28 protein-coding genes and 1 pseudogene are annotated in these 24,248 nt (G+C 66.2%); 7 read left to right on the top strand and 22 right to left on the bottom strand.

What is annotated here, in order from left to right; translation table 11 throughout:
• Nucleotides 1–18: 18 nt before the first annotated feature.
• The 5 genes from MTX23_RS05910 to MTX23_RS05890 form a co-directional block, all read right to left on the bottom strand.
• Nucleotides 19–891 (bottom strand): metal ABC transporter substrate-binding protein, encoded by an 873-nt coding sequence (locus tag MTX23_RS05910; RefSeq protein WP_280977980.1) that lies wholly within the window; start codon nt 889–891, stop codon nt 19–21.
• Nucleotides 892–896: 5 nt separating this feature from the next.
• On the bottom strand, nt 897–1,766 hold the full coding sequence (locus MTX23_RS05905; RefSeq protein ID WP_280975693.1) for a metal ABC transporter permease: 870 nt from the start codon (nt 1,764–1,766) through the stop codon (nt 897–899).
• 5 nt (nt 1,767–1,771) lie between these two features.
• Nucleotides 1,772–2,527, bottom strand: coding sequence for an ABC transporter ATP-binding protein (locus MTX23_RS05900; RefSeq protein ID WP_280975692.1), 756 nt, complete (start codon nt 2,525–2,527; stop codon nt 1,772–1,774).
• A 3-nt stretch (nt 2,528–2,530) separates the two neighbouring features.
• Entirely contained in the window at nt 2,531–2,728 is a 198-nt protein-coding gene (locus tag MTX23_RS05895; protein WP_280975691.1) for a hypothetical protein, read from the bottom strand.
• Between the two features lie 1,365 nt (nt 2,729–4,093).
• On the bottom strand, nt 4,094–5,011 hold the full coding sequence (locus MTX23_RS05890; RefSeq protein ID WP_280975690.1) for a LysR family transcriptional regulator: 918 nt from the start codon (nt 5,009–5,011) through the stop codon (nt 4,094–4,096).
• Nucleotides 5,012–5,419: 408 nt separating this feature from the next.
• On the opposite strand from MTX23_RS05890, the gene MTX23_RS05885 reads away from it, so the two are divergent.
• Together MTX23_RS05885 and MTX23_RS05880 are read left to right on the top strand one after the other, a co-directional pair.
• Complete coding sequence (locus MTX23_RS05885; protein WP_280975689.1) at nt 5,420–6,730, top strand: MFS transporter; 1,311 nt, start codon at nt 5,420–5,422, stop codon at nt 6,728–6,730.
• Nucleotides 6,731–6,755: 25 nt separating this feature from the next.
• A complete protein-coding gene (locus tag MTX23_RS05880; RefSeq protein ID WP_280975688.1) occupies nt 6,756–7,829 on the top strand; it encodes a tartrate dehydrogenase in 1,074 nt (357 codons plus the stop codon).
• A 328-nt stretch (nt 7,830–8,157) separates the two neighbouring features.
• Here the strand turns inward: MTX23_RS05880 and MTX23_RS05875 are convergent, their stop codons facing one another.
• The 6 genes from MTX23_RS05875 to MTX23_RS05850 form a co-directional block, all read right to left on the bottom strand.
• Nucleotides 8,158–8,670: a DUF2852 domain-containing protein gene (locus MTX23_RS05875; RefSeq protein ID WP_280975687.1), complete on the bottom strand. Its 513-nt coding sequence runs from the start codon at nt 8,668–8,670 to the stop codon at nt 8,158–8,160.
• 120 nt (nt 8,671–8,790) lie between these two features.
• Entirely contained in the window at nt 8,791–9,492 is a 702-nt protein-coding gene (locus tag MTX23_RS05870; RefSeq protein WP_280975686.1) for a TetR/AcrR family transcriptional regulator, read from the bottom strand.
• 95 nt (nt 9,493–9,587) lie between these two features.
• A complete protein-coding gene (locus MTX23_RS05865; protein ID WP_280975685.1) occupies nt 9,588–9,953 on the bottom strand; it encodes a hypothetical protein in 366 nt (121 codons plus the stop codon).
• Nucleotides 9,954–9,997: 44 nt separating this feature from the next.
• Nucleotides 9,998–10,423: a YciI family protein gene (locus MTX23_RS05860; protein WP_280975684.1), complete on the bottom strand. Its 426-nt coding sequence runs from the start codon at nt 10,421–10,423 to the stop codon at nt 9,998–10,000.
• A gap of 153 nt (nt 10,424–10,576) precedes the next feature.
• Nucleotides 10,577–10,948 (bottom strand): nuclear transport factor 2 family protein, encoded by a 372-nt coding sequence (locus MTX23_RS05855; protein WP_280975683.1) that lies wholly within the window; start codon nt 10,946–10,948, stop codon nt 10,577–10,579.
• 127 nt (nt 10,949–11,075) lie between these two features.
• The gene (locus tag MTX23_RS05850) at nt 11,076–11,729 is read right to left on the bottom strand and encodes a glutathione S-transferase family protein (protein ID WP_280975682.1); all 654 of its coding nucleotides are present in this window, start codon (nt 11,727–11,729) and stop codon (nt 11,076–11,078) included.
• A 218-nt stretch (nt 11,730–11,947) separates the two neighbouring features.
• On the opposite strand from MTX23_RS05850, the gene MTX23_RS05845 reads away from it, so the two are divergent.
• Nucleotides 11,948–12,736, top strand: coding sequence for an SDR family oxidoreductase (locus MTX23_RS05845; RefSeq protein ID WP_280975681.1), 789 nt, complete (start codon nt 11,948–11,950; stop codon nt 12,734–12,736).
• Between the two features lie 15 nt (nt 12,737–12,751).
• Here the strand turns inward: MTX23_RS05845 and MTX23_RS05840 are convergent, their stop codons facing one another.
• A complete protein-coding gene (locus MTX23_RS05840; protein WP_280975680.1) occupies nt 12,752–13,318 on the bottom strand; it encodes a histidine phosphatase family protein in 567 nt (188 codons plus the stop codon).
• Nucleotides 13,319–13,323: 5 nt separating this feature from the next.
• Nucleotides 13,324–14,076 (bottom strand): adenosylcobinamide-GDP ribazoletransferase, encoded by a 753-nt coding sequence (gene cobS / locus MTX23_RS05835; RefSeq protein ID WP_280975679.1) that lies wholly within the window; start codon nt 14,074–14,076, stop codon nt 13,324–13,326.
• A gap of 54 nt (nt 14,077–14,130) precedes the next feature.
• Here cobS and cobT point away from each other — a divergent pair, with 54 nt between their 5' ends.
• Together cobT and MTX23_RS05825 are read left to right on the top strand one after the other, a co-directional pair.
• Complete coding sequence (gene cobT, locus MTX23_RS05830) at nt 14,131–15,144, top strand: nicotinate-nucleotide--dimethylbenzimidazole phosphoribosyltransferase (RefSeq protein ID WP_280975678.1); 1,014 nt, start codon at nt 14,131–14,133, stop codon at nt 15,142–15,144.
• A 169-nt stretch (nt 15,145–15,313) separates the two neighbouring features.
• Nucleotides 15,314–15,736 (top strand): hypothetical protein, encoded by a 423-nt coding sequence (locus MTX23_RS05825; protein WP_280975677.1) that lies wholly within the window; start codon nt 15,314–15,316, stop codon nt 15,734–15,736.
• Nucleotides 15,737–15,943: 207 nt separating this feature from the next.
• On the opposite strand, the gene MTX23_RS05820 is transcribed toward MTX23_RS05825, so the two are convergent.
• The 5 genes and pseudogenes from MTX23_RS05820 to MTX23_RS05800 form a co-directional block, all read right to left on the bottom strand.
• Nucleotides 15,944–16,354 carry a VOC family protein gene (locus tag MTX23_RS05820; protein ID WP_280975676.1) on the bottom strand — a complete coding sequence of 137 codons (411 nt, stop codon included), beginning with the start codon at nt 16,352–16,354 and terminating at the stop codon, nt 15,944–15,946.
• A gap of 19 nt (nt 16,355–16,373) precedes the next feature.
• Nucleotides 16,374–16,704 (bottom strand): annotated as a pseudogene (locus MTX23_RS05815) (SRPBCC family protein); the annotation flags it as partial.
• Between the two features lie 41 nt (nt 16,705–16,745).
• Nucleotides 16,746–17,156: a DoxX family protein gene (locus MTX23_RS05810; protein ID WP_280975675.1), complete on the bottom strand. Its 411-nt coding sequence runs from the start codon at nt 17,154–17,156 to the stop codon at nt 16,746–16,748.
• 441 nt (nt 17,157–17,597) lie between these two features.
• The gene (locus MTX23_RS05805; protein WP_280975674.1) at nt 17,598–18,869 is read right to left on the bottom strand and encodes an RNA polymerase sigma factor; all 1,272 of its coding nucleotides are present in this window, start codon (nt 18,867–18,869) and stop codon (nt 17,598–17,600) included.
• Nucleotides 18,866–19,234 (bottom strand): YciI family protein, encoded by a 369-nt coding sequence (locus tag MTX23_RS05800; protein ID WP_280975673.1) that lies wholly within the window; start codon nt 19,232–19,234, stop codon nt 18,866–18,868. The genes MTX23_RS05805 and MTX23_RS05800 overlap by 4 nt, the downstream gene beginning before the upstream one ends.
• Nucleotides 19,235–19,453: 219 nt before the next feature.
• Between MTX23_RS05800 and MTX23_RS05795 the strand changes: the two genes are divergently transcribed.
• The gene (locus tag MTX23_RS05795; protein ID WP_280975672.1) at nt 19,454–20,419 is read left to right on the top strand and encodes a glyoxylate/hydroxypyruvate reductase A; all 966 of its coding nucleotides are present in this window, start codon (nt 19,454–19,456) and stop codon (nt 20,417–20,419) included.
• 40 nt (nt 20,420–20,459) lie between these two features.
• On the opposite strand, the gene MTX23_RS05790 is transcribed toward MTX23_RS05795, so the two are convergent.
• Entirely contained in the window at nt 20,460–21,131 is a 672-nt protein-coding gene (locus MTX23_RS05790; protein WP_280975671.1) for a TetR/AcrR family transcriptional regulator, read from the bottom strand.
• A 98-nt stretch (nt 21,132–21,229) separates the two neighbouring features.
• Between MTX23_RS05790 and MTX23_RS05785 the strand changes: the two genes are divergently transcribed.
• Nucleotides 21,230–21,874: a glutathione binding-like protein gene (locus tag MTX23_RS05785; RefSeq protein WP_280975670.1), complete on the top strand. Its 645-nt coding sequence runs from the start codon at nt 21,230–21,232 to the stop codon at nt 21,872–21,874.
• A 332-nt stretch (nt 21,875–22,206) separates the two neighbouring features.
• Here the strand turns inward: MTX23_RS05785 and MTX23_RS05780 are convergent, their stop codons facing one another.
• The 3 genes from MTX23_RS05780 to MTX23_RS05770 all read right to left on the bottom strand — a co-directional run bounded on the left by MTX23_RS05780 (nt 22,207) and on the right by MTX23_RS05770 (nt 24,192).
• Complete coding sequence (locus tag MTX23_RS05780; protein WP_280975669.1) at nt 22,207–22,674, bottom strand: nuclear transport factor 2 family protein; 468 nt, start codon at nt 22,672–22,674, stop codon at nt 22,207–22,209.
• Nucleotides 22,675–22,758: 84 nt separating this feature from the next.
• Complete coding sequence (gene ybgC, locus MTX23_RS05775; protein ID WP_280975668.1) at nt 22,759–23,208, bottom strand: tol-pal system-associated acyl-CoA thioesterase; 450 nt, start codon at nt 23,206–23,208, stop codon at nt 22,759–22,761.
• Nucleotides 23,209–23,274: 66 nt separating this feature from the next.
• Nucleotides 23,275–24,192 (bottom strand): metallophosphoesterase, encoded by a 918-nt coding sequence (locus MTX23_RS05770; RefSeq protein WP_280975667.1) that lies wholly within the window; start codon nt 24,190–24,192, stop codon nt 23,275–23,277.
• Between the last annotated feature and the right edge of the window lie 56 nt (nt 24,193–24,248).

The raw sequence follows: 24,248 nt of genomic DNA, 5'->3' as shown, positions 1-24,248 counted from the left end.
GACAGGGAGGCCCCTGCCCTAGTCGGCGAGCGCGCTGGTCAGGGCCTTTATATTGTGCCTGACCATGTCAATGTAAGTGGGGGCATCGCCGTTTTCGCCTGTCAGACTGTCGGAGTAAAGGGTCCCGCCAACCCTGGCGCCGGTCTCGGCCGCGATCTGCCGGATCAGGCGCGGATCGCTGATATTTTCGAGAAAAACTGCCGGAATTTTCGCAAGCTTGATCTGGGCGATGATAGCGGCGATGTCGCGCGCGCTCGGCTCGGCATCCGTGGAGACGCTGAGCGGCGAGAAGAATGTGACTCCGTAGGTGTCGGCGAAATAGCCGAAGGCGCCGTGGGTGGAGATCACCTTGCGCCGCTCCTGCGGTATCTTCGCCACCGCCTCGCGCACCTCGCGGTCGAGTGCCTCCAGCTTGGCCAGATAGGCGTCGGCATTGGCCTTGAAGACGTCGGCCTGGTCGGGGGCCACGGCGATCAGCCCGTCGCGGATATTGATGACGTAGATCTTCGCGTTGGCCACCGATTGCCAGGCATGCGGATCGTCATGGCCGCCCATCTTCCGCGGCATGATGCCCTTGGTCGCCACCGTGACCGGGGCCTTGCCGCCGGAGGCCTGCAGCAGCCGCGGGAGCCAGCCCTCGAAGCCGAGGCCGTTGACGACCAGGAGGCGGGCGTCGGCGACCTTCTTCGCGTCCGCGGGCGTCGGCGCGTAGACATGCGGGTCGCCGTCGGGGCCAACGAGCGCAGTCACGTCGACGCGGTCGCCGCCGACATTCCGCACCATGTCGGCAAGGATCGAGAAGCTCGCGACGACATTGACGCGTCCTTCGGCGCGCGCGGCGCCACTCACCAGCAACAGCGCCAGACCGATCAGCCCCACCAGCTTGCGCATCGCCATCATGCCTCGAGATGCCGGCCGGGGAAGAGCTGCCGCACCAGCCCACTGACATTGCCGAGCAGCAGCGAGGCGACATAGACCCCCGCTGCCACCAGGATGATCGCCGGGCCGGACGGAATCCGCGTCTGATACGACAGCACGAGCCCGGCATAGCCCGACAGCATGGCGCTCGCCACCGCGATACAGATCATCGTGGTGATGTCGCGCGACCAGAACCGCGCGATGCCGGCAGGCAGGATCATCAGCCCGACGCCGAGCAGCGTGCCGAGCGCGTGAAAGCCGTTGACGAGGTTGATCACGACCAGCGCGAGGAAGGCCAGATGCGCCGGCGCGCCGGCCCGGCTCACGGTGCGCAGGAACACCGGATCGACGCATTCGATCACCAGCGGACGGTAGATCACCGCGAGCACCAGCAGCGTGATGGTGGCGTTGAACGCGATCACCAAGAGCGTCTGGTCGTCCATCGCCAGGATGTTGCCGAACAGCACGTGCAGCAGGTCGATATTGGTGCCCTTGATCGAGACAATGGTGACGCCAAGCGCCAGCGAGACCAGATAGAAGGTCGCGAGCGAAGCGTCTTCCTTCAGCTCGGTGGTGCGGGCGACGAGGCCCGCCAGCAGCGCCACCGTGAAGCCCGCGATCAGGCCGCCGGTCGTCATCGCGAACAGATTGAGCCCGGACAGCAGGAAGCCGATCGCCGCCCCGGGCAGGATCGCATGCGCCATGGCGTCGCCGACCAGGCTCATCCGCCGCAGCATCAGGAACACACCGATCGGCGCGCCGCCGAGCGACAGCGCGCTCACAGCCGCGAGCGCGCGGCGCATGAACTCGAATTCGGTGAACGGGCCGATCAGTGCATCGTAGATCATGGCAGTCAGGCGGCCCTCGATCGCGGATCGACCGCGCAGGCGGCGGCAGAGTCGTCGAAGGCCTCGCACATCCGCATCGCGACCGTAAGGTTTTCCGGCGTCAGCGCCTGCGCGGTCGGGCCCCATTCCACCGGGCCGCGGGCCAGCAGCAGCGTCTCCGGGAAGTGGTTGCGCACCATGTCGAGGTCGTGCAGCGCTGCCAGCACCGTGCGCCCTTCGGCATTCCAGCGCTTGACCAGCGCCAGCAGGTCGGCGGTGGTCTTGGCATCGATCGCGTTGAACGGCTCGTCGAGCACGATCAGGCGCGCATCCTGCAACAGCACGCGCGCAAACAGCATGCGCTGCATCTGCCCGCCGGAGAGCGTACCGATCGGGCGGTTCTCGAAGCCGTTGAGGCCGACCGCGGCGAGCGCCACCAAAATCCGCTCGCGCGCCGCCTTGCCCATGCCGCCGAAGAAGCCGGTGGTGCGCCACAGCCCGGTGCCGACGAAGTCAAACACCGAGATCGGAAAGCTGCGGTCGATATCCGCGGTCTGCGGCAGATAGGCGATATCCCTGTGCTCGAGCCCGTCGAGATCGATCACGCCGGAGAGCGGCTTGAGCACGCCGGCGACGCCGCGCAGGAGCGTCGACTTGCCGGCCCCGTTCGGACCGATCACGGCGAGCAGCGCACCAGGCTCGACCGCGCCGTTGAGGTGATGCACCGCCGGGTGGCGGTCATAGCCGAGCGTGACATCGCGGAATGTAACGAGCGGAGCCACGGATCACCTCATCGCCAGCCAGACGGCGGCCCACAGGCAGGCGCTGACTGCGATTGCCGCGGATAGCCGGGCCGGCACCGTCATGCGCAGGATCGACCAATGCGTGACCTGCGCCGGGTGCGGCGACGCCGGGCCATGGCTGTGCCCGTGAGGATGGGCGTGGCCGTGGTGGGCGTGATCGTGGAGATGCGCGTGTGCCATGGGAGACTGTTATATTATAACATAACGCGAGTCCACAAAGCGGAACCATCATGGCTGGCAGGCAAAATCGGGGCAGGTCGAGTTGGCCGACAGAGCGACGGCCTGGCCTACACGCTCCTGCGGCAGACCCGCCCGGATGGAACCGTCAGTGACCAACGCCAGGACCAGGACCTCTGGATCGAGCGCCGGCCGGACTGGGGCTGCGTCGCCCGGGACGCGGTGAGCCAATCCTGCACCGGCACGCCCTGGAACGCGCCGCCGGCCGATCAGGGCGACCATCCCCCGGCAGGCGGCTGGGTCAGCCGTAAGGGACCGAAGTCGCATGTCTATAGGCTCGTCTATGTGAGCTTGGCGCATGCCGACTGCCGCGCTTGCCCGGGACGACATCGCGCTTGTTGCGCGATCTGATACCAACGCCGTCATTGCGAGGAGCTCGCGACAAAATTGCAGAGCAATTTTGCGCTGAAGCGACGAAGCAATGACGCAAGACAATACTTCCTCGCTCTCGCGACATGATCTGCCCGAGTCTTGCCGTTCGTTTCGCTCTCTGACTAACAGAGGGCGCAGGGAAAGCCGGGTGCCGATCGCACCCATGGGTCCCGTGCAAATGGAAAGCACGGGAGGTAGGACCACAGGTGAAACCGGAGCAATCCCGGCTTTCCCTGCGCGATGGCTTTACGGCTTATACGTGTTCGCCCCGGCGAGACTGGGCTTTGTTGTCACCGTCTTCGCAAAGATGCGTTCCGCATCTTGCGAGGAGACACCTGCCACTAGGGCGTCAGGCCTGCACGACTTCGCCGTCCGCAATCTGCCACGCTCGTCAGCCGTGACAGCGGCGTCCACCGCATCCCGACCCAACACTCGTGACGATCGCGAAGCGCCCCTCAAGCGGGTGAGACGGGTTATTCATACACTGAGTTGAGCTTCTGGAAAACAGAATTATTTCTTGCGCAAGGGCTTGACGGGTTTTGTAGAGTTGCCCGTCGGGACCGTTTGTCGCAGGTTCGCCAGAACAGGATGACCTTAACTTCGAAGCGAGCAGCGAGCTCCGCTTCACCTCGCCCCGCGTGCGGCCGGGCAATCGCATATGCCGGTTATGCTGCGCGTTCGGATCCCCGTGGTTTGGTTGGTCTACCCACAAACTCGTCATGCCCGGGCTTGTCCAGGCTTGTCCCGGGCATCCACGTCTTTGGTTTTCCACGTGAAGGAAGAAGGAAGACGTGGATGGCCGGGACAGGCCTGGCCATGACGACGTGGAAACGTCTGCCCCGGAGCTCGCCGATGTCATATGCGATTGCCCTGCCCGCAAGGGCGGAGGGAGCTTGGGCCGCGTGCTCACCTCACGGGCTTGTTCACGCGCTTTACTCACGCCTCGCGCGCGTAACTCTTCAATCGCGCATCGAGCACGGCAATCACCTGATCTCGGATCGGATCGCGCGAACCCCTCAGCCATGCGGCGGCGAGCGGCAGGCGGCCGGCGCTGCTGCCGCGCTTCAGCCTGAGCGGCACGAAGCGGACGCCGGGGATCGCCATTCGCGAGGTCCAGCGCGGCACGATGGCGACGCCGAGCCGCGCCGCGACCATGTTGACGATGGTCTGCTTCTCGTCGGCGATCTGGTGGATGCGCGGCGTCAGCCCGGCCTCGTCGAACAGTTTGACGGTGAGATCATGGCTGTGCGGCCGCGAGCGGCGCGCTGGCACGATCAAGGGCTGGTCCGCGATATCGGCCAGCGACATCACCGGCCGCCGCGCCAGCGCATGCTTTCGCGACACGGCGACCACTGCGGTCTCCTGCAGCAGCGACACAAACTCGATGCGCCGGTCGGGGCGTTCCGGCGGACGCACGAAAGCGAGATCGAGCGCACCGGAGAGCAGCTTCGGCAAAAGCCGGATGGTCTTCTCTTCGAGAAGCTGCACGGCGATGTCGGGATGCGCGCTGCGGACATCGCGCAGGAGAGGCGGCAGCAGGCCGGCTGCGGCGCTGTCGATGGCGCCGATCCGGAACCGCCGCGTCGATGGCCTGCGCAAGCGCTTGCGGAAACCGTCCTCGATTGCCTCCGCGCGGTTCAACAATGCCCGCCCCTCGCGCAGCAGCACGGCGCCGTCCTCGGTCAGCGACACTGCACGCGTGGTCCGCGCAAACAGCCGCGCGCCGAGGTCTTCCTCCAAGAGCTTGATGTGCCGGCCGAGCGCCGAAGGCAGCATCTGCAGGCGCTGCGCGGCACGGCCGAAATGCAACTCCTCGGCGGCGGCCACGAAGCAGCGGAGCTGATGCAGGTCCAAGAGGTGTTCCTTCAATCCGTTGCCATCGCAGACGAGAAGGGATGGATTGCTTCGTCGCATCCGCTCCTCGCAATGACGGCTCGCGATTATATCATTTTTTTGTATAAACCCGCGCGCCTTGAAGGGAAAGACTAGGTTCTTCTAGGCTTCGCGTTGGCGCGCAAGGCGCGCCATGGAACGTGATGACGGCAGTTGAGCTGCATCCAGGGAGGGATTGCTCTCCCGCTTGCGGGGGAGGGTGGGGGTGCCACCGCGAGTCCCCCTGTGGAGAAAGCCCCCACCCGGATTGCATCTGCGATGCAATCCGGCCTCCCCCGCAAGCGGGAGCGGCGAAGGGTGGACCGCGGATACCCCGCCTCAACTGCCTCTCATCGCGTGCCAAGAAGAACACCAACCCGAGGGAGGTCCATGGCCGGCGAGCTTCAGACGCGCGTGTTGCGCAAGATCTCACTGCGCATCGTTCCATTCATCATGCTGCTGTACTTCGTGGCCTTCATCGACCGCGTCAACATCGGCTTCGCGTCGCTGACCATGAACAAGGACATCGGGCTGTCACCGACGGTGTACGGCTTCGGCGCCGGTATCTTCTTCTGGGGCTACTTCCTGTTCGAGGTGCCCTCCAACATCATCCTGCACAGGATCGGCGCGCGGATCTGGATCGCACGGGTGATGATCACCTGGGGCCTCGTCTCGGCCGCGATGGCGCTGGTGCAGGGCGCGACCAGCTTCTATGTGCTGCGCTTCCTGCTCGGCGCCGCGGAAGCCGGCTTCTTCCCCGGCATCATCCTTTATCTCTCCTACTGGTTTCCGGCGCGCCAGCGCGCGGCCGTCACCGCGCTGTTCATGGCGGCGGCGCCGCTGTCGACCGTGCTGGGCTCGCCGGTATCAGGGGCGCTGCTCGAAATGGATGGCGTGCTTGGCTTCAAGGGCTGGCAGTGGCTGTTCGTGCTGGAGGCGGTGCCGGCCGTCATCCTCGGCTTCGTCGTGCTTGGTTTCCTGACCGACCGGCCGGAGCAGGCCAAATGGCTCGCCGACGACGAGCGCGACTGGCTGTTCAGGACCATGAAAGCGGAGAACGACGGCAAGGCCGCGACCGCGAGCCACAGCGTCTGGCGCGGGCTCGCCGATCCGCGCGTGCTCGCGCTGTCGCTGGTCTATTTCGGCACCTCGGCAGGTCTCTACACGCTCGGCGTCTGGGCGCCGCAGATCATCAAGCAGTTCGGCCTGTCGTCGCTTGCGGTCGGCTTCCTCAACGCGGTGCCTGCGACCGTCGCCGTGATCGCGATGATCCTGTGGGCGCGGCATTCGGACCGTACCGGCGAGCGCACCTGGCATGTGGTGATCGCCTGTCTGATCGCGGCCGCCGGACTTGCGCTGGCGGGACTGTGGAGCGGGCTAGCCGCCGTGATCGCGGCGCTGACCCTGGTCAATATCGGCATCTCCTCATCGAAGCCGCCGCTGTGGAGCATGCCGACCATGTTCCTGTCCGGCTCGGCCGCCGCAGCCGGCATCGCCACCATCAACTCGATCGGCAATCTCGGCGGCTTCGTCGGACCGGCCATGATCGGCTGGATCAAGGAGCGCACCGGCAGTTTCGACGGCGGCCTCTACTTCGTCGCCGGCCTGCTGGTGCTCTCGGCCGTGCTCACGCTGCTGCTGTCGCGGGCGAACACCAAAGCGAGCGTCGCCCATCAACCATCACCTGCCCGGTCCCACTGACCCCACTCGCAATCAGGAGGTTTTCATGCGCACCCATTCCATCGCCGCCATCCCCGCCGACGGCATCGGCCCCGAAGTGATCTCGGCCGGTGTCCGCGTGCTCGAGGCTCTGGCAAAACGCACCGGCGACATCAGCTTCAACGTCAAGACCTTCGACTGGGGCTCGGACCATTACAAGAAGCACGGCGTGATGATGCCGGCCGACGGCCTCGCCGAGCTGAAAAAGTTCGACGCGATCTATTTCGGCGCGGTCGGCGCGCCCGACGTGCCCGATCACATCACGCTGTGGGGCCTGCGCCTGCCGATCTGCCAGGGCTTCGACCAGTACGCCAATGTGCGGCCGACCAAGATCCTGCCCGGCGTCGCCTCGCCGCTGCGCAATGCCGGCGTCGGCGATCTCGACTGGGTGATCGTGCGCGAGAATTCCGAAGGCGAATATGCCGGCATGGGCGGCCGCGCGCACAGGGGCCTGCCGGAAGAGGTCGGCACCGAAGTGGCCGTGTTCACCCGCGTCGGCGTGACGCGGATCATGCTCTACGCGTTCCAGCTCGCGCAGTCGCGGCCGCGCAAGCTGCTTACCGTGGTCACCAAATCGAACGCGCAGCGCCACGGCATGGTGATGTGGGACGAGATCGCGGCGGAAGTCGCCGCGGAATTCCCCGACGTGACCTGGGACAAGATGCTGGTCGACGCCATGACGGTGCGCATGACGCTGCATCCGAAGAGCCTCGACACCATCGTCGCCACCAATCTGCACGCCGACATTCTTTCCGATCTCGCCGGCGCATTGGCCGGCAGCCTCGGCGTCGCGCCGACCGGCAACATCGATCCCGAACGCCGCTTCCCCTCGATGTTCGAGCCGATCCACGGCTCGGCCTTCGACATCACCGGCAAGGGCATCGCCAATCCGGTCGCCACCTTCTGGACCGGCGCGCAGATGCTGGAGCATCTCGGCGAGAAGGACGCCGCCGCGCGCCTGATGGCCGCAGTCGAGAAAGTGTGCGCGGCCGGCGTGCTGACGCCCGACGTCGGCGGCAAGGCGACAACGAAGGAAGTCACGGATGCCGTGATCGACGCGATCCATGGATCGAATGTATAGTTTGCTGCGGCCTTAGGCTATCCGCGAGCTACGTTCGCCTCTCCCGCTTGCGGGGAGGCCGGATCGCATCTGCGTTGCGATGCGGGTGGGGGCTATCTCCGCGATACAAATTGTGGAGAGAGCCCCCACCCCACCCTCGAGAGCGAGCTTCGCTCGCCTCGGCCCCCCGCAAGCGGGAGAGGGAGCCTGACCCAGCGTGCTCACCTCACAGCACTGCCATTCCCCCAAAACGCAAACCGCCCGCTTGCGTGGGGCAAGCGGGCGGCTCGCGGCCATTCAGGTGCTATGGGGGCACATCGCCTGAAGGCTCAGGTCTTCCGCGTGACGCTCAACCCTGCGGCGGCTGGGGCGGCTCGGGCGGCTGATCGTTCGGCGGAGTCGGACGGGTGCGGTGCTGCGCCATGAAGGCGTCGAACTCTTCCTTGTCCTTGGCGTGGCGCAGACGGCTCAGGAAATCCTTGAACTCCTTCTGCTCCTCTTCCAGACGGCGCAGCGTCTCGGCGCGATACTCATCGAAGGCGCGGTTGCCGCTCGTGGGCGGGCCGAAGCCCCAGCCGAAGCCGCGGCGCTCCATGCGGTCGCGCATGCGGTCCACCTTGTACTGCATCCGCTCCATCTTGTTCTGCCAGCGATCCATATCGTGGTGACTCCAACAGGCCATTTTTCTGCTCCCGAGTGTGAAAAGGAGAAGGGCGAGACCGATCGGCCACCAGATCATGAAGCCGAGGATGATCAGGGCGATCTTCAGGGGATGCCACGGCGCCCAGTACACGTGCATGTGCGGGGGGTACGATTCATCGACGGGGCCGCGCCAGCGATTGACATCAGCGGTGTAGGCCATTGACCTTCTCCATCACGGCATCACGCCGTTGTGAATGTAAATAACATTTACATACCTAGCTGATCCCTTCGGAAAGTCAAGCAGCGCGGATGACGCACCCCTGGGATTATTTTTGGAACCCTATTTCGGCTTGCCCCAGGGACCAGCGGGCTTTTGCTCGGCCGCCGCGGCGTCGGCCCTGCGATCGGTCGGGAAGCCGAGGCCGCGCAGATAGATCAGTACTTCGGCTTCCAGCAATTCCTCCGGCGACATCGGCAGCTTGCGCCGCGCGGCATCGCCGCGGCCGAACAGCGAGGCCACGCCGTGCGACATCGCCCAGATGTGCAGCGCCATCATCATCGCCGGCGGACGCGGCATGCCGGGCGGCGCCAGCGCCGCGAGCCGCTCGGCGGCGGCGCGGATGATCGCGAAGGCGCGCTCGCTCGCAGCCATCAATGTCGGGTTGGCGTCGGGCGGCAGCCCGGACTCGAACATCGCCGAGTAGAACGCGGGCTCCTCGCGCGCGAAGGCGAGGTAGGCCTTGCCGACGCGCTCGAATGCCGTGACGGTGTCGGGGCGCCCGTCGTCCCAGGCCGCTGTCAGCAATGCCTCGAACTGCTCGAAGCCGCGCTGCGCGATGCTGGCGAGCAATTCCTCACGGTCGCGGAAATGCCGATAGGGCGCGGCAGGGCTGACGCCGGCCATGCGCGCGGCGTCGGCGAAGGTGAAGCCGGCCGGCCCCTTCTTCGAGATCAGGTCGAGCGCGGCCTGCAGCAACGCTTCCTTGAGATTGCCGTGATGGTAGCCGCGCTCGGTACGGCCCTGGTCCTTGCTCCAGCTCATGTGAATAACTTTTACATGAGCCGGCAGCAAAGGTCACTAGCGGCGGACGCGGCCTTCATCAAGATCAGCGGACCGCTCCTGCGGGCGATGCCGAGTTAGCGCCCCGGGATCGGCAGCACAGGCATGATCTCGACCGCCTCGCCGGGGAAGATCGTGAAGTGCGGGTGGTTCTCGAACAGTTTTGCGGCGGCCTCGTGCGAGGCGGCGCGCACCACGGTGAAGCCCGTCATCGCGTTGGTGATGTCGGCGATCGCGTTGGCGTCGACCTTCTTGGTCTTGCCGAGCGGACCGCCCATCTCGACGATCGCGTCGTGATGCTTCTCGACCCAGGCGCCCCAGGCGGCCATGCCCTGCTGCTCCTTGGCGCGCCGCTCGGCCTCCGGCATCTTGTTCCAGGCCTCCATGCGCGGGCCGCCCTTGCTGCCGAGATAGACGGCGAGGAATGTGTTGGTCGTGCTCATGTGCTGCTCCGTTGCGGTTGGTGGATTGACGATCGGTCGGTGAATCAGCGCAGCGCCTTGCCCCAGCCGCCCTGCGGATGCTCGAAGGTGGCGGCGGCCTCTTGGACCTCCTCGGAGAAATCCCCGATCTCCTGCACCTGGCGGATCTCGATGATCTCGTTGCCGGAGGCCGGGCACTGCTTGGCCCATTCGATCGCCTCGGCGCGCGAGGCGACCTCGATCATCCAGAAGCCGCCGATCACCTCCTTGGACTCGGTGAACGGGCCGTCGGTGACCACGGGCGTGCCGGTCGCGAACGAGACGCGCGCGCCGGTGGCCGGCGGATGCAGGCCTTCGAGCGTGATCAGCACGCCGGCATCCTTCAGTGCCTGATTGTATTTCATCATCGCGGCGACGCGCTCGGGGTCGAGGTCGAGCTTGGCCGGCGCGCTCTCATAGCCGAGCGGGATCATCAACATCATGAAACGCATTGCATGGCACCCTTTGGTTTGACGTCGGTCCGGTTCGAACCCGGACCGGCTCTCGGATGTAAGACGGCCGGGGTTTTGCACAACCGACACGTGGCGGGAAATAATTTCGCACGTCATTGACTTTGGCCTGCAAGATCGGCCTTGCCACCGCCCTCAGCGATCCTGCCGGACCAGCGCACCGTTCTGGTGCGAGGGGCCGAAATAGACGTCGATGCGCTTCACCTTGTCGCCGTCGAACACGAAGAACTCGGTGTTGCGAAAGCTCTTGCCGTCCTTGGCGACGCAGCGATAGGTGACGAAGACCTCACCTCCCTCGACCATGATCCGCTCGATCTCGTGGCGGCTGATCCAGTCGCTGCTGCGCCAGCACTCGGTGAAATATCTCGGCTTGTCGATGTTCTCGCCATAGGGCGTATTGAAACGGAAGTCGTCCGCGAACGCCTGCTCGACCGTCCTGCGATCGTCGGCGAGATAGGCGGCGAAGATTGCACGGACGATCTCCCCCTTGTTGCCAGCTGCAGCCATGTCGTCTCCACATGCTCGGGCGCGCGCGATTCGGCGGGACAATCCCTCGCAGGCCTCGGGTGGAAGACGAACGGAACCGGCCAATCAAGACAACCAGGCCGGATTTTTCTGACGGCCGGATTGGACCTCAGCTCTCCTTGGGGAACATGCCGAAATAGGGCTCGGCCTCCCGGAGCACGCGCGCGAAGGACGGCCGCGCTGTCAGCCGTTCCAGATAGGCGGCCAGAAGCCGGTGACTATCCGCAAGCGGCTCGACCTTGTTGCCGTAGAACAGGGTCGGCGCGGCGGAGCAATCGGCCAGGGTGAAGCTGTCGCCCATCATCCAGCCGCCATGCGCGAGCTGCTGGTCCAGCATCGCATACGAGGTGCGGAGCTGCGCCCGCGCCTCCGCCACGCCATGCGGGTCCTTCTTGTCCGCCGGGCGAAGCCGGTCGCCGACGATCTTCTGCATCGGCAGATGGACATAGAGGTCGAGCAAGCGGTCGCGCAGCCGGGTCTTGAGCGCGAGGTCGGGATCCTCCGGGATCAACCGCGTGGCAGCAGGGTAATGCCGGTCGAGATATTCGATGATGATGCTGGATTCCGGTACCGTCTCTCCCCTCGCCCCGTCGCTGAGCACGGGGAAGCGGCCGATCGGCGATATCCGGAGCAGCGCCGCGCGCTGGTCGGGATCGCCGAGATTGACCAGGTTCGGCGTGAACGGCGTGCCGTTTTCGTAAAGCGCGACGAGCGCCTTCCAACAGAACGAGGACAGTGGGTGGTAATGCAGTGTCAGCGACATCGGAGCTCCATCATCAGGTCAGCGGCCACAGGACGAACCGCAGGCGGCCGCGCCGACATCTCCTGTGGCAATTATTTTCGCGGCAGCATGCTGGGTGAGAGAGCACATCGGCCGCGGATATTGGAGACAATGTCGCACGGTTGACATCGCAGGATAAAGGTCGCAGACGCTCCGTTGACTGCGAGCAGACACCGCTCGCCCGAACAATGGACCGCATCATGACCTCGTCTCCCTCCAAAGTCGCACTCGTCACCGGCGCCGCGCGCGGCATTGGGCTGGCCGTGGCGAAGCGCTTTCTCGCCGAGGGTTGGCGCGTTGCGCTGCTCGATATCGAGGGCGCGTTGCTGGACAGCGCGGTCGCGGCGCTGAAGAAAGGTGACGACACGCTGGCGCTGACCTGCGACGTTTCCGACGCCGATGGCGTGGCGGCGGCGATCGCTTCGATCAATCGCCACTTCGGCCGGCTCGACGCGCTCGTGAACAACGCCGGCGTTGCCGTGTTCGCGCCGGTGCTGGAGACCTCGGACGCCGACTGGCGCCGCATCATGGCGGTGAACCTCACCGGCCCCTTCCTGTGCACCAAGGCGGCCGCGCCCCTGATGCGCGAGCACGGCGGCGGCGCGATCGTCAACATCACCTCGATCTCGGCGGTGCGCGCCTCGACGCTGCGCTCGGCCTACGGCACCAGCAAGGCGGGGCTTGCGCATCTCACCAAGCAGCTCGCGGTCGAGCTCGCTTCGCTCGGCATCCGCGTCAACGGCGTCGCGCCGGGCCCGGTCGAGACCGCGATGGCCAAAGCGGTGCACACGCCGGCGATCCGCGCCGACTATCACGACGCGATCCCGCTCAACCGCTACGGGCTGGAGGAGGAGCTGGCGGAAGCGATCTTCTTCCTGTGCTCGGATCGCGCCAGCTACATCACCGGACAGATCCTCGCCGTCGACGGCGGCTTTGACGCCGCCGGCATCGGCCTGCCGACGCTGCGCGGCCAGCGGCGGAATGGATAGCACTTCGTATCCGGTCTAGCGCCCATTCACGGTGACCACACGCCACGCATGTTCCAGCCAATCGATCCGCGTCAATGACAGTGGATCGATCACAAAGCGCAGTGCGGTCTCGGGTGCGAGATCGAGCGCGATCGCAAGGATCGCGCGGATGGTGCCGGAATGCACGACCAGCACCGCGTCGCCTGCGGGCAGGCGCGCTAGCCCCGCCCGCGCGCGCGTGATCTGATCGGCAAAACTCTCGCCGCCGGGCGGCCGGTTGTGGCCCGGCGCGTTCCAGAACGCGCGATAGGCCGCGCTGAGCTCGGCCTCGAGCTCGTTGTGCCGCCGTCCGGTCCAGTCGCCAAAATCCTGCTCGCGGAAAGCCTCGTCCTCGATCGCGTCAAGGCCAAGCCGGACCGCGGTCTCGCGCGTGCGCCGCGCCGGGCTGCAGACGGCGAAGGCACCGGCCGGCAGCCGCGCCTGCAACGCCGCGAATGCCGCGGCATCGCCGAGATCGGCCGGCGCATCGGGCGCGTGGATCACGCCGCGCGGCCCGTCGACCGGCGCGTGGCGGATCAGCCAGAGATGCGTTTCGCCAGGCATTGCGCTCACCCGAGCCGTGCCGCGAGCAGCACCAGGATCGCGGTCTCCGCGACCTGCTCCGCGCCGCCGAGCACGTCGCCGGTCTGGCCGCCGATGTGCCGTTTTGCCAGCAATGCGACGACGCATGCGCCGGCGCCTGCCGCGATCGCCGCCAGCAGCGCATCGGAGAAGCGTAACGACAGCAAGGCAATCGCCAGCGCGATGGCGGCCGCGACCGCCGCAATCGCGGCGTCGGGTCGGCCGGCATTGGCCGCGAGCCCATCCTTGCGCGCGTAAGGCAGGCTGATCGACAGCCATGGCAGCACGCCGCGGCCGAGCGCATGCGCGGCGATCAGGCTCTGCACGACGGCGCCATCGGGGATCGCCGCCACCGCCGCGAGCTTGGCGGTAAAGCTCACCACCAGCGTCAGCGCGCCATAGGTGCCGAGCCGGCTGTCGCGCATGATCTCGAGCTTGGCGGCGGTATCGCGGCCGCCGCCAAAACCGTCCGCGACATCGGCCAGCCCATCCTCGTGCAGAGCGCCGGTCAGGAGCGCGCCGCCGCCGAGCGCGAGTGCCGCGGCCGCCAGATCCGGCACGCCGGTCACGCGCAGGAGCAGGCAGACGAGCCCGATCGCCGCCCCGATCAAGGCGCCGACCAGCGGAAAGAGCCGCTGCGCCCGCACGAAATTCTCCGGCCGCGCACCATTGGGATGCGGCATCGGCAGGCGGGTCAGAAAGCCGGTGGCTATCCTGAGATCCTGGAGCCATTGATCCATGGTAGCGGCCTGCAAATTGAATTAGCTTGCGGCCCCGCTCGACGAGGGAATCGCATGCAGTTCAACACTCTAGACGACATCCGCAGCTTTTGTCGCGACCTCCCCGGAGGCGACGATGGATGCGCGGAGGCGGCCGCACGGCGCCAGCAGAACCTGACCAAGCCGCCGGGCAGCCTCGGGCGCCTGGAGGACCTCGCGATCTGGCTGGCGCGCTGGCAGCGGCGTGAGCTGCCCCGGCTCGACCGCGTCACCATCGCCGTGTTCGCCGGCAATCACGGCATCGCCGCGCGCGGCGTCTCCGCCTATCCGTCGGAGGTCACCGCGCAGATGGTGGCGAATTTCGCGGGCGGCGGTGCTGCGATCAACCAGATCGCCAGGCTTTCCGGCGCCGAGTTGCGCGTCGAGCCGATCGAGCTTGGGCGGCCGACGCGCGATTTCACGATTGCGCCGGCCATGGACCCGGCCGATTTCCTCACGGCCCTCGACACCGGCTGGCGTACGGTGCCCGACCAATCCGACCTGCTGGTGCTGGGCGAGATGGGCATCGCCAATACAACGGTGGCCGCGACACTCTGCGCGGCGTTGATGGGCGGACGCGGCGCGCGCTGGGCCGGCCGCGGCACCGGCGTCGACGATGCGGGCCTGCAGCGCAAGCGCGTCACCATCGATGCGGCGCTGAAATTCCATCACGGCCTGCTCGACGATCCGCTGGCGGTCGCAATGTCGCTCGGCGGCCGCGAACTCGCGGCCATCGCGGGCGCCGTGCTGGCCGCTCGGGCCAGGCGCATTCCGGTGCTGCTCGACGGCTTCGTGTCGACCTCGGCGGTGTTGCCGCTGGCGCGGCTCGCGCCCGATATCCTTGCGCATTGCCGGGCCGGGCATGTGTCGGCCGAGCTCGGGCATCGCGAATTGCTGCGCGAGCTCCAACTTGTTCCCCTTCTCGATCTCGACATGCGGCTCGGCGAGGCTTCCGGCGCCGCCGTTGCGATCCTGCTCCTGCGCGCGGCGCTCGCCTGTCACGGCGGCATGGCGACCTTTGCCGAGGCCGGCGTCTCCGGCGCCGACTGAGGGGGACGCTGCCGAACCGTTCTCCCGGTTCATATGGACCAAATCTGTCCGCAGCCTGATTTTTGCCCGAGACGGGGTATCGGTCTTGATGATGCCCCGATCCGCGCGCATGTCTTCGCGCAACAGATGCGGTGCGACCCTGATCGCACCGGCGGGGAGGATTGCGCTGATGAAGATGCTTCTCGCTGCGGCCGGCCTCTGTGCAACGGTTGCCTCCGCGCACGCCGAGGTGCGCATTCTTGCAAGCCCCGGCGGACCGGTCGGCCCCTTTATCGAACTGTTCGACAAGGTTCGCGAATCCGGAGAGCGCGTGGTGATCGACGGTCCGTGCCTGTCGGCCTGCACGCTGGTGCTCTCGATGGTGCCGCACGACCGCATCTGCGTGACGCGGCGCGCCGTGCTCGGCTTCCACGCTGCGCGCTCGATCGACGGCCGCGGCCGGACCTATGCGGAGCCCGAAGCATCGGAAGCGGTGCTGGAGGCCTATCCGCAACCGGTGCGCGGCTGGATCATCCGCCGCGGCGGACTGAGCTCGCGACTGCTCCTGCTGCGCGGCCGCGAGCTCGCGGCTCTCTATCCGCGGTGCCGATAGCTCGCGTCTTGCCGTCTCTCTTGACGCGCTGACGCTGCTGGCCCGCCATTCCCGCGCAACGGCTTGCCGTTGTCGCTGGAGGCGCGAGCCCGTGCGAGCCTCGAAGGATGCACAGCCACAGTCGGGCCGTCGCCCTTCGAGACGGCCGCGTTGCGGCCTCCTCAGGGTGATGGTCACACAGGGTACAACTCAAAGGATCGGCAGCGGCTACATCTGCGCCGGGCAGTTCACCATCCAGGGGATGCCGAACTGATCGACGCACATGCCGAAGCCGTTGGAGAAGAAGGTCTTGCCGAACGGCATGGTGACGGTGCCGCCCTCGGCGAGCGCCGTGAACCGGCGTTCGGCCTCAGTCGGATCCTCGACCTGCAGCGCGACATGAAACCCCTGTGGCTTCTGGAAATGGCCGGGAGGTGCGTCGGACGCCATGATGATCTCGCCATCGATCGTGATCCTGGCGTGCATGATCTTGTCCTTCCACCCGGGCGGCGTCTGCATCTCCGCATTGCCCTCTCCGTAGGGGAAGGATTCCTCGATCCGCGCGCCCAGCACCTTCTGGTAATGTTTCAGCGCGGCGTCGCAATTGCCGTCGAAGGAAAGATAGGGATTGACCTGCATCGCGTGCTCCTTGGTGTAGTTATTTTTCGGCGAGCGTCTTCAGATTGGCGAGACCGACCATCCTTGCCGATCATGTGATCCAGGTTCATGAACACCTGCATCAGCTTCGACATGAAGGCAGCCGGACCGTACATGGTCCATGTGACGTTGGTCGCATCGCCCTGCGGCAGCATTGTGAACTCGGCGGCGTTGTGGCCCTCGAACGGCGTGAGGAAGTCGAGCTTGATCACGATCTTCGACGGCGCCTGGGCGTCCAGGATCTCCATCCGGCCGGAACCGACATTCCTGTTGCCGTCCCAGGCATAGACCGCGCCCTTGCCGTTCGCAGCACCATCATAGGTGCGCTTCATCTCGAGCACGACGGTCTCCGCGAGAATGGATTGAAGAACGGTCAGCGACGAAACGGAAGCAGCGCGCGCAGATTGCTATCGCGCAGATACAGCCCGCCCCACACCATCAGGCCGAGATAAAGCCCGAACAGCGTGTGCGTGAACAGCGGGCTGCCGATCCGCACATGGGATGCGATCGCGCCGCCGAGATAGCCGGTGAGCAGGATCGCGCCGAGGATCGAGGTCGGCGGCACGGAATAGAGCAATGTGCAGACGATGGTGATGATGCCGAGGCTGCGCGCCAGCGTCTCGCTCGCGCCAAAGCCCATCTTGTCCATCGTGTCCGTGACGACCGGCCACGGCACCAGCTTGATTGCGCCGTCGAACAGCAGGAAGGCGATGACAAGGCCGCTCATGATGCGGCCGGTGATGCGCGCAGGCTTCGAGACTTCGATCTCCGCATTGGTCGGCATGGCTGGCTCCGCAGGGATTGGTGATGCTCTGCCTCTATGACGAACGGAGGAATGCATGGCCGACAGTGGGGTGGAGATTTTTCCAGGAGCCGCGACGGGACAGCGCCCGCTCTTCTGCTCGCGCGCTTGAACGGCATACGACTGGCGTTGCGGGAGTGATGCACACATCGATCAGTTCGCCCGGGGCTTACCCCTCTCCCCATCTCTCCCCCGCAAGGGGGGAGGGAGCCTGACCAATGTGCTCACCTTACGTGGTCGGATGCCGAGGACAGGGCATTCGCGAGGCCGTGCACGACTGGTCGCTGGTGCGCACACGCCATCTGCTTTCGCGTGAAGGAGGCACAGGCGGAAGGGTTCCCCCTTGTGGGGGAGGGCTAGGGAGTGGGGTATCCCACGGCAAGTTTCTCAACTTGCACTCGTACAACGCGCAGTCGAGCGACACTACTTCGCCCCCGCATTGCGCGGCTGGCTGTCGCGCATCAGGCGGTCGATATGCATGCGGATGTGGGCGGCTTCGGCGGTGGTGTTGGCGAGCGCGATGGCGCGGTCGAAGGCGACGCGCGCTTCGTCGTTGCGGCCAAGCTGCATCAGGAAGGCGCCGCGCACGCCGAAATAATGGAAATAGTTGGAGAGCCGCGGCGCCAGTGGCTCGATCATCTCGAGGGCGGCTTCGGCGCCCCTCACCTTGGAGACGGCCACCGCGCGGTTGAGCGTCACCACCGGAGAGGGCTGCATGACCTCGAGCGCGCCGTAAAGCAGATCGATCTGCGTCCAGTCGGTATCCTCAGGCGTCCCGGCGCGGGCGTGAAGTGCCGCGATCGCCGCCTGCACCTGATACGGTCCGCTCCGGCGGTGGCGCATCGCCTTGTCGATCAGCGCCAGGCCCTCGGCGATCAGCTCCTGATTCCACAGGCTGCGGTCCTGGTCGTCGAGCAGGATCACCTGGCCGTCGGCATCGAAACGCGCCGCCGCGCGGGCGTGCTGCAGCAGCAACAGCGCCGTCAGCCCCATGATCTCCGGCTCGCTCTGGAACAGGCGGAGCAGCAGGCGGGCAAGCCGAATCGCCTCCTCGCACAGCGGCGAGCGGATGTCGGCGGTGTCGCCGCCGGCGGAATAGCCCTCGTTGAAGATCAGATAGATCATCGCGGCAACGGCGGCGAGCCGCTCGCTGCGCTCGACCGCACCCGGCGTCTCGAACGGCACCTTGGCATCGGCGACGCGCGCCTTGGCCCGCGTGATGCGCTGCTCCATCGCGGCCTCAGAGACCAGGAAGGCGCGCGCGATCTGCTTGACCGTCAGGCCGGAGACGATGCGCAAGGCGAGTGCGATCTGCTGCGTCGCCGGCAGGTCCTTGTGGCAGCAGATGAACAGCAGCCGCAGGATGTCGTCGCGATAATGCGAGCCGTCGAGCCGTTCGGCAATCTCGTCCTCGGCGTCGTCGAGATCGGAGATCGTCTGGTCATCCTCGGGCAACGGCTCCTGCTTCCTGTTGCGCCTGATATCGTCGATCGCGACGTTGCGGCCGACCATGATCAGCCACGCCGCGGGATCGCGCGGCGGACCGTTCTGCGGCCAGCTCTTCAGCGCTCGCAGGCAGGCATTCTGGAAAGCCTCCTCGGCGGTGTCGAGATTGCGGAAATAGCGCAGCAGCGCGCCGACCGCCTGGGGACGCGCAGACGTCAGCGCGGCATCGATCCAGGCGGTATCGGTCACGGCTTGACACTCCCCGGCTTGAAGACGCCGACCGGGCGGATCTCATAGGTGCCGCCGGGATTGGCCGCGCCGAGATCGCGGGCGACGTCGAGCGCTTCGTCGAGGTTCTTGCAGTCGACGACGTAGAAGCCGAGCAGTTGCTCCTTGGTCTCGGCGAACGGACCGTCCAGCACCAGCGGCGGATCGTCCTTGCGCAGCGTGGTCGCGGCCGTGGTCGGCAGCAGGCGCGCCACCGGGCCGAGCCGGCCCTGCTTGGCGAGCTTGTCCTGCACCACGGACAGTTTCTGCATGACGGCGGCGTCGTGCTCCTTGCTCCAGGAGCCGACCATGTCTTCGTCGTGGTAGCAGAGGATCGCGTACAGCATCGAAAGGCATCTCCGTTCATTCCAAGAACGAACGATTATGCCCGCGCCCGACAGGGACGCGAAAGAAATTTTGCTTGCAGGTTCCGATGGCTGCGGTCCGCTGGCCGACACAAAGGCCGATATCAGGAACAGCTTGCGCATGGAAGTTCTCCCCTGTTGATGGCAGGAGACCAGGGCGGGCCCGCCCCGTTCCGCGACAGAGAGGTTGGAGGTATCTGGATGAGTAAGGGCGCACTCGCGCTGCTGGTGAACGGCGGCACGGAAAACTGGTCGCCGGCGCGCTGGAAGGCGCGGTTCGACGCGGTCTGCCCTGACCGCCGCGTGATGCTGCTGCCGGACCCGGCGCTCGATCCGGCCGAGGTGCACTATGCCGCGGTGTGGAAGCCGAAGCCCGGCGAGCTGGCCGCGTTCGGCAATCTGCGCGTCATCTTCAATCTCGGCGCCGGCGTCGATGCGCTGATGGCCGACCGCTCCCTGCCCGACGTACCGCTGGTGCGGGTCGCGGTCGGCGATCTCACCGACCGCATGACCGAATATGTCGTGCTGCATGTGCTGATGCACCACCGGCAGGAGCTGTACTTGCGCGAGTCGCAGCGACTGAAGCGCTGGGCGCCGAAATACCAATGGGCGGCGGGCGCGCTCACCGTCGGCATCATGGGGCTCGGCACGCTGGGCGCTGCTTCTGCGCACGCGCTCCGCGCGCTGGGCTTCCGCGTGGTCGGCTGGAGCCGCAGCGAGAAGCGGATCGACGGCATCGCCTGCTTCCACGGCGCCGACGGGCTGGATGCATTCCTGCGCCAGACCAACATCCTGGTCTGCCTGCTGCCGCTGACACCGGAGACACGGCACGTCCTCAACCGCGATGTGTTCGCGGAGCTGAACCGGGATAGCCCGCTCGGCGCGCCCGTGATCATCAATGCCGGCCGCGGCGGCCTGCAGAACGAGGCGGACATCCTGCGCGCGCTCGACGACGGCACACTGGGCGCGGCCTCGCTCGACGTCTACGAGACCGAGCCACTGCCCGAGGCGAGCCCGTTCTGGAGCCATCCCAAGGTGGTGCTGACGCCGCACAACGCCGCCGATACCGACGCCGACGAGATCTCGAAATATGTCGCGCAGCAGATCGCGCGCTTCGAGGCCGGCGGCGAACTCGAAAACCTCGTGGATCGCAAGCGGGGCTACTAAGCCGCAAACAACTGAGATCGTCGGACGCCTGATCTTCCGGCTATTTCCCCGGCGTCCTCGCGGTGGCGCACATCACGTCGATGGCCCCCTGCACGATCGCTTCCAGCTCCTTGCGCGGCACGCGGGCGCGGGCGCGGATCGCGATGGTGTGGATGGTGGCGGATGCGAGATGAGCCAGTGCGGCCGCATCGGCCGTATCCGGCAACTCGCCGCGCTCCCTGGCGAAGCGGAAGCAGATCGAAAACGCCTTGTCGAGCTCGGTGAAGCCCTCCACCACCATGGCGCGGATATCAGGATCCGCCACCGCTTCGGAGGCTGCGGTCATCACCGTGAAGCAGCCGCGCGGCGAATCCCCTTCGGTGTAGATGTCGAGCGCAATGGCGTAGATCTGCGCCAGCCGCTCCCGAAGCGGTGCCTCGGCGCGGAAGATGTCGACCATCGCGGCACGCGCGTCATCGCGATAGCGCTGATAGCTCTTGATGTAGAGCTCGCGCTTGTCGCCGAACGCGCTGTAGAGGCTCGGCCGGTTCATTCCGGTGGCGGCGCTGAGATCGTCGAGCGAGGTCGCGGCGAACCCGTCGCGCCTGAACAGATCGAGCGCCTTGCCGAGCGCGACGTCGGGCACGTAGGCGCGCGGCCGCCCGCGCCGTTTCGGTGCAATCGGCACCTCGATTTTGGCAGCAGATGGCGGCTTCCTATTTTTTTGTACCATTTCGCATTAAATTCCTTGACCTTCCCGATATTATTCGATACAGTACAAAAATCAACCCGGCCGGCAGATCCGCGCCCAGCACAGCCAAGGAGGCACCCATGGACCTTTATTTCTCGCCGCTCGCCTGCTCGATGGCGACCCGTGTCGCGCTGTACGAGGCCGGCCAGCCGGCCAACTATCTCGAGGTCGATCCCAAGACCAAGCAGGTGCGCAACGACGGATCCGACTTCAACAAGGTCAACCCGCTTGGGCTGGTGCCGACGCTGCGCACCGACGACGGCGTGGTGCTGACCGAGAACGCGGCGATCCTGCAATATGTCGCGGACCGCTTTCCGCAGGCCGGCATCGGCACGACATCGAATGTCGAGCGCTCGCGGCTGCATCAATGGCTCTGCTTCATCGGCACCGAGCTGCACAAGGGCCTGTTCCTGCCGCTGCTCGACAAGAAGGCGCCGCCGGAGGCCAAGGCCTATGCGCTGGAGAAGTACACCTCGCGGCTTGACTATCTCGAGGATCACCTGAAGGGCCGCGACTATCTGCTCGACCATTTCAGCGTCGCCGACGCCTATCTCGTCACCGTCATCAACTGGACGATGGCGACCCCGCCGATCGAGCTCGCGAAGTGGCCAGCGCTGAAGGCCTATTACGAGCGCCTGCGCACGCGGCCCTCGGTCGCGAAGGCGATCGCGGAGGAGTTCGAGCTCTACAAAGCCGAAATCGTCCGCCACAAGGCTGCGGCGTAGGGCACGGAGCCTTCTCGTCGGACACGACGGCCTCCGGACTCGGGGGCCGTTCATCCTTCGAGGCTCGCTGCGGGAGCACCTCCAGCGATAACGGCGAAGCCGTTACGCAGGGATGACGGGTCAAGATTCGATGGCTGGGCAAAGGATAGCCCAACGGGCTCGCCCCCACTCCGTCATGCTGAGGAGCGCGGAACGCGCGTCTCGAAGCACGACGGCCAAGCTCGCGCCAAAACGATGATCCGTAACCCGGATGGAGCGCAGCGCAATCCGGGACTGATCTTGCAAATGACTCTCCCGGATTTCGCTTCGCTGCATCCGGGCTACGAGAGCAATCAGAACGGCTCTTGGCCAAGCCCCGGCACATCGGCCGGGCGCGGGCCTGGCGCGGGCCAGTGGAAGCGACGGTCCTTCTCGGCGATCGCGATGTCGTTGATCGAGGCCTCGCGCCGACGCATCAGGCCGTGCTCGTCGAACTCCCACTGCTCGTTGCCGTAGGAGCGAAACCAGTTGCCGCCGGCATCGTGCCACTCGTACTGGAAGCGCACCGCGATGCGGTTGCCGTCGAACGCCCAGAGATCCTTGATCAGGCGATAGTCGAGCTCCTTCTCCCATTTGCGGGTGAGGAAGGCCACGATCGCCTCGCGGCCCTGAAACACCTCGGAGCGGTTGCGCCAGCGGCTGTCCTCGGTATAGGCAAGCGCGACCCGCGCGGGATCGCGTGAATTCCAGGCATCCTCCGCCATGCGCGCCTTCTGCGCGGCGGTCTCGCGATTGAAAGGTGGAAGCGGCGGGCGTGACATCGGCGATCCCTCGCGGTTGTGGTCACGCGCAAATCTATCGCCGCCCCGTGGTGAGTCGATGGGGCGTTTCCTATCGCCCGATAGCTAGGCCATATCGGCCTTCATCAGCGCGCGAATGGTCTTCGGAATCGGCTGCGCGCGGCCGCCGCTGACGAACGCGACGCGGACCTCGGCCTTCACAAGCACGTCATCGCCGCGCCTGACCTCCTGCGCCAGCGTGATGGACGCGCCCTTCACCGCGATCGGCCAGGTGACGACGTCGAGGACATCGTCCATCCGCGCGGGTTTAAGGAAGTCGAGCGTCATCGAGCGCACGACGAAGGCAAACCCACCGGTCTCCTCCTGCGCCTCCTCGAACAGCGCCTGCTGCTCGGCGCCCATCAGGCGGAGATGGTTGGTGCGCCCGCGCTCCATGAAGCGCAGATAGTTGGCGTGATAGACGATGCCGGAAAAATCGGTGTCCTCGTAATAGACGCGGACCTGCATGTGGTGGCGACCGTCGCGGATCTGGCCGTCGAGAATGGGTGAGGTCAATTGCGGCCCCCGATTGCGCTACGTTTCGCTCGTTGTGCGCAAAATAGCACGCCGGCGCAAGCGTGGTCAGGAGACCAGCGGCCCCTTTGCGCCGAGCGTCACCTGCACGATCTCTGGCGGCACGCCGAGGCGGAACGGCATGATGCTGCAGCCAAGGCCGCCGGAGACGATGACGTCGGTCTTCAGCTTGAGGTGGCCATAGGCGAGCCGCATGCCGTGCTTCACGGGCACCGCGGGCGACCAGCCGAGCAGCCGTACCTGGCCGCCATGGGTGTGGCCGGACAGTTGCAGCGCGACGCGCGAGGGTACGCGGAGCGCGATGTCGGGCTCGTGCGCGAGCAGGATCACCGGCGCATCGTCGGTGACCTTGGCGAGCGTGGCACCGAGATCGTCGACACCGACATGCGCGATGCGGCGAAAGCGCCGCGCCGGCAGATAGGCGAGCTGGTCGCCGAGGCCGGCGAGCCAGAACGGCCGGCCGTCCTTGGTCAGCCGCAGCACGTCGTTCTCGTAGACGGGAATGCCCACCCGCTCCAGCGCCCGGCGGGCAACCGGGATGCCCTGCCCGTGGCGCTGCAGGATCTTGTCTTCCCAATAATCGTGATTGCCGAGGACGGCATGCACGCCGAGCGGCGCCTTCAGGCCAGCGAGCACCGCAGCCCATTCCGACGCCGGAATGAAGCGGGTGACGTGACGAAGCCCCGCGACGTAATCGCCGAGCATGACGACGATGTCGGCATTCAGCGCGTTGGTGCGGTCGACGATCTCGGCGATGCGATCGAGCGACATCCAGGGATCGCAGGCATGAATGTCGGCGAGCGCGGCGATCCTCAGCGGAAAATCCGCCGGCCATCGCCGTGGCGACAAATCGTAGCGCGTGAGCGTGAGCCGAACGACCGGCTCGCTGACGCCATAGGCCGCGGTCGAGGCGCTGGCGGCGGTCAATCCGCCAACGGAGCGGAGGAAGTGACGACGTGAAATCATGGCTGCGCGATCAATGATACCTGGTCGACCATAGGCCCTTGATTGAAGCGAAATTG

The organism is Bradyrhizobium sp. ISRA436 (assembly GCF_029910015.1).
In the GTDB taxonomy this organism is placed as follows: Bacteria; Pseudomonadota; Alphaproteobacteria; order Rhizobiales; family Xanthobacteraceae; genus Bradyrhizobium.
Note: the sequence above shows the minus strand (reverse complement) of the source record. Positions and strands in the feature narration are given on the sequence as shown.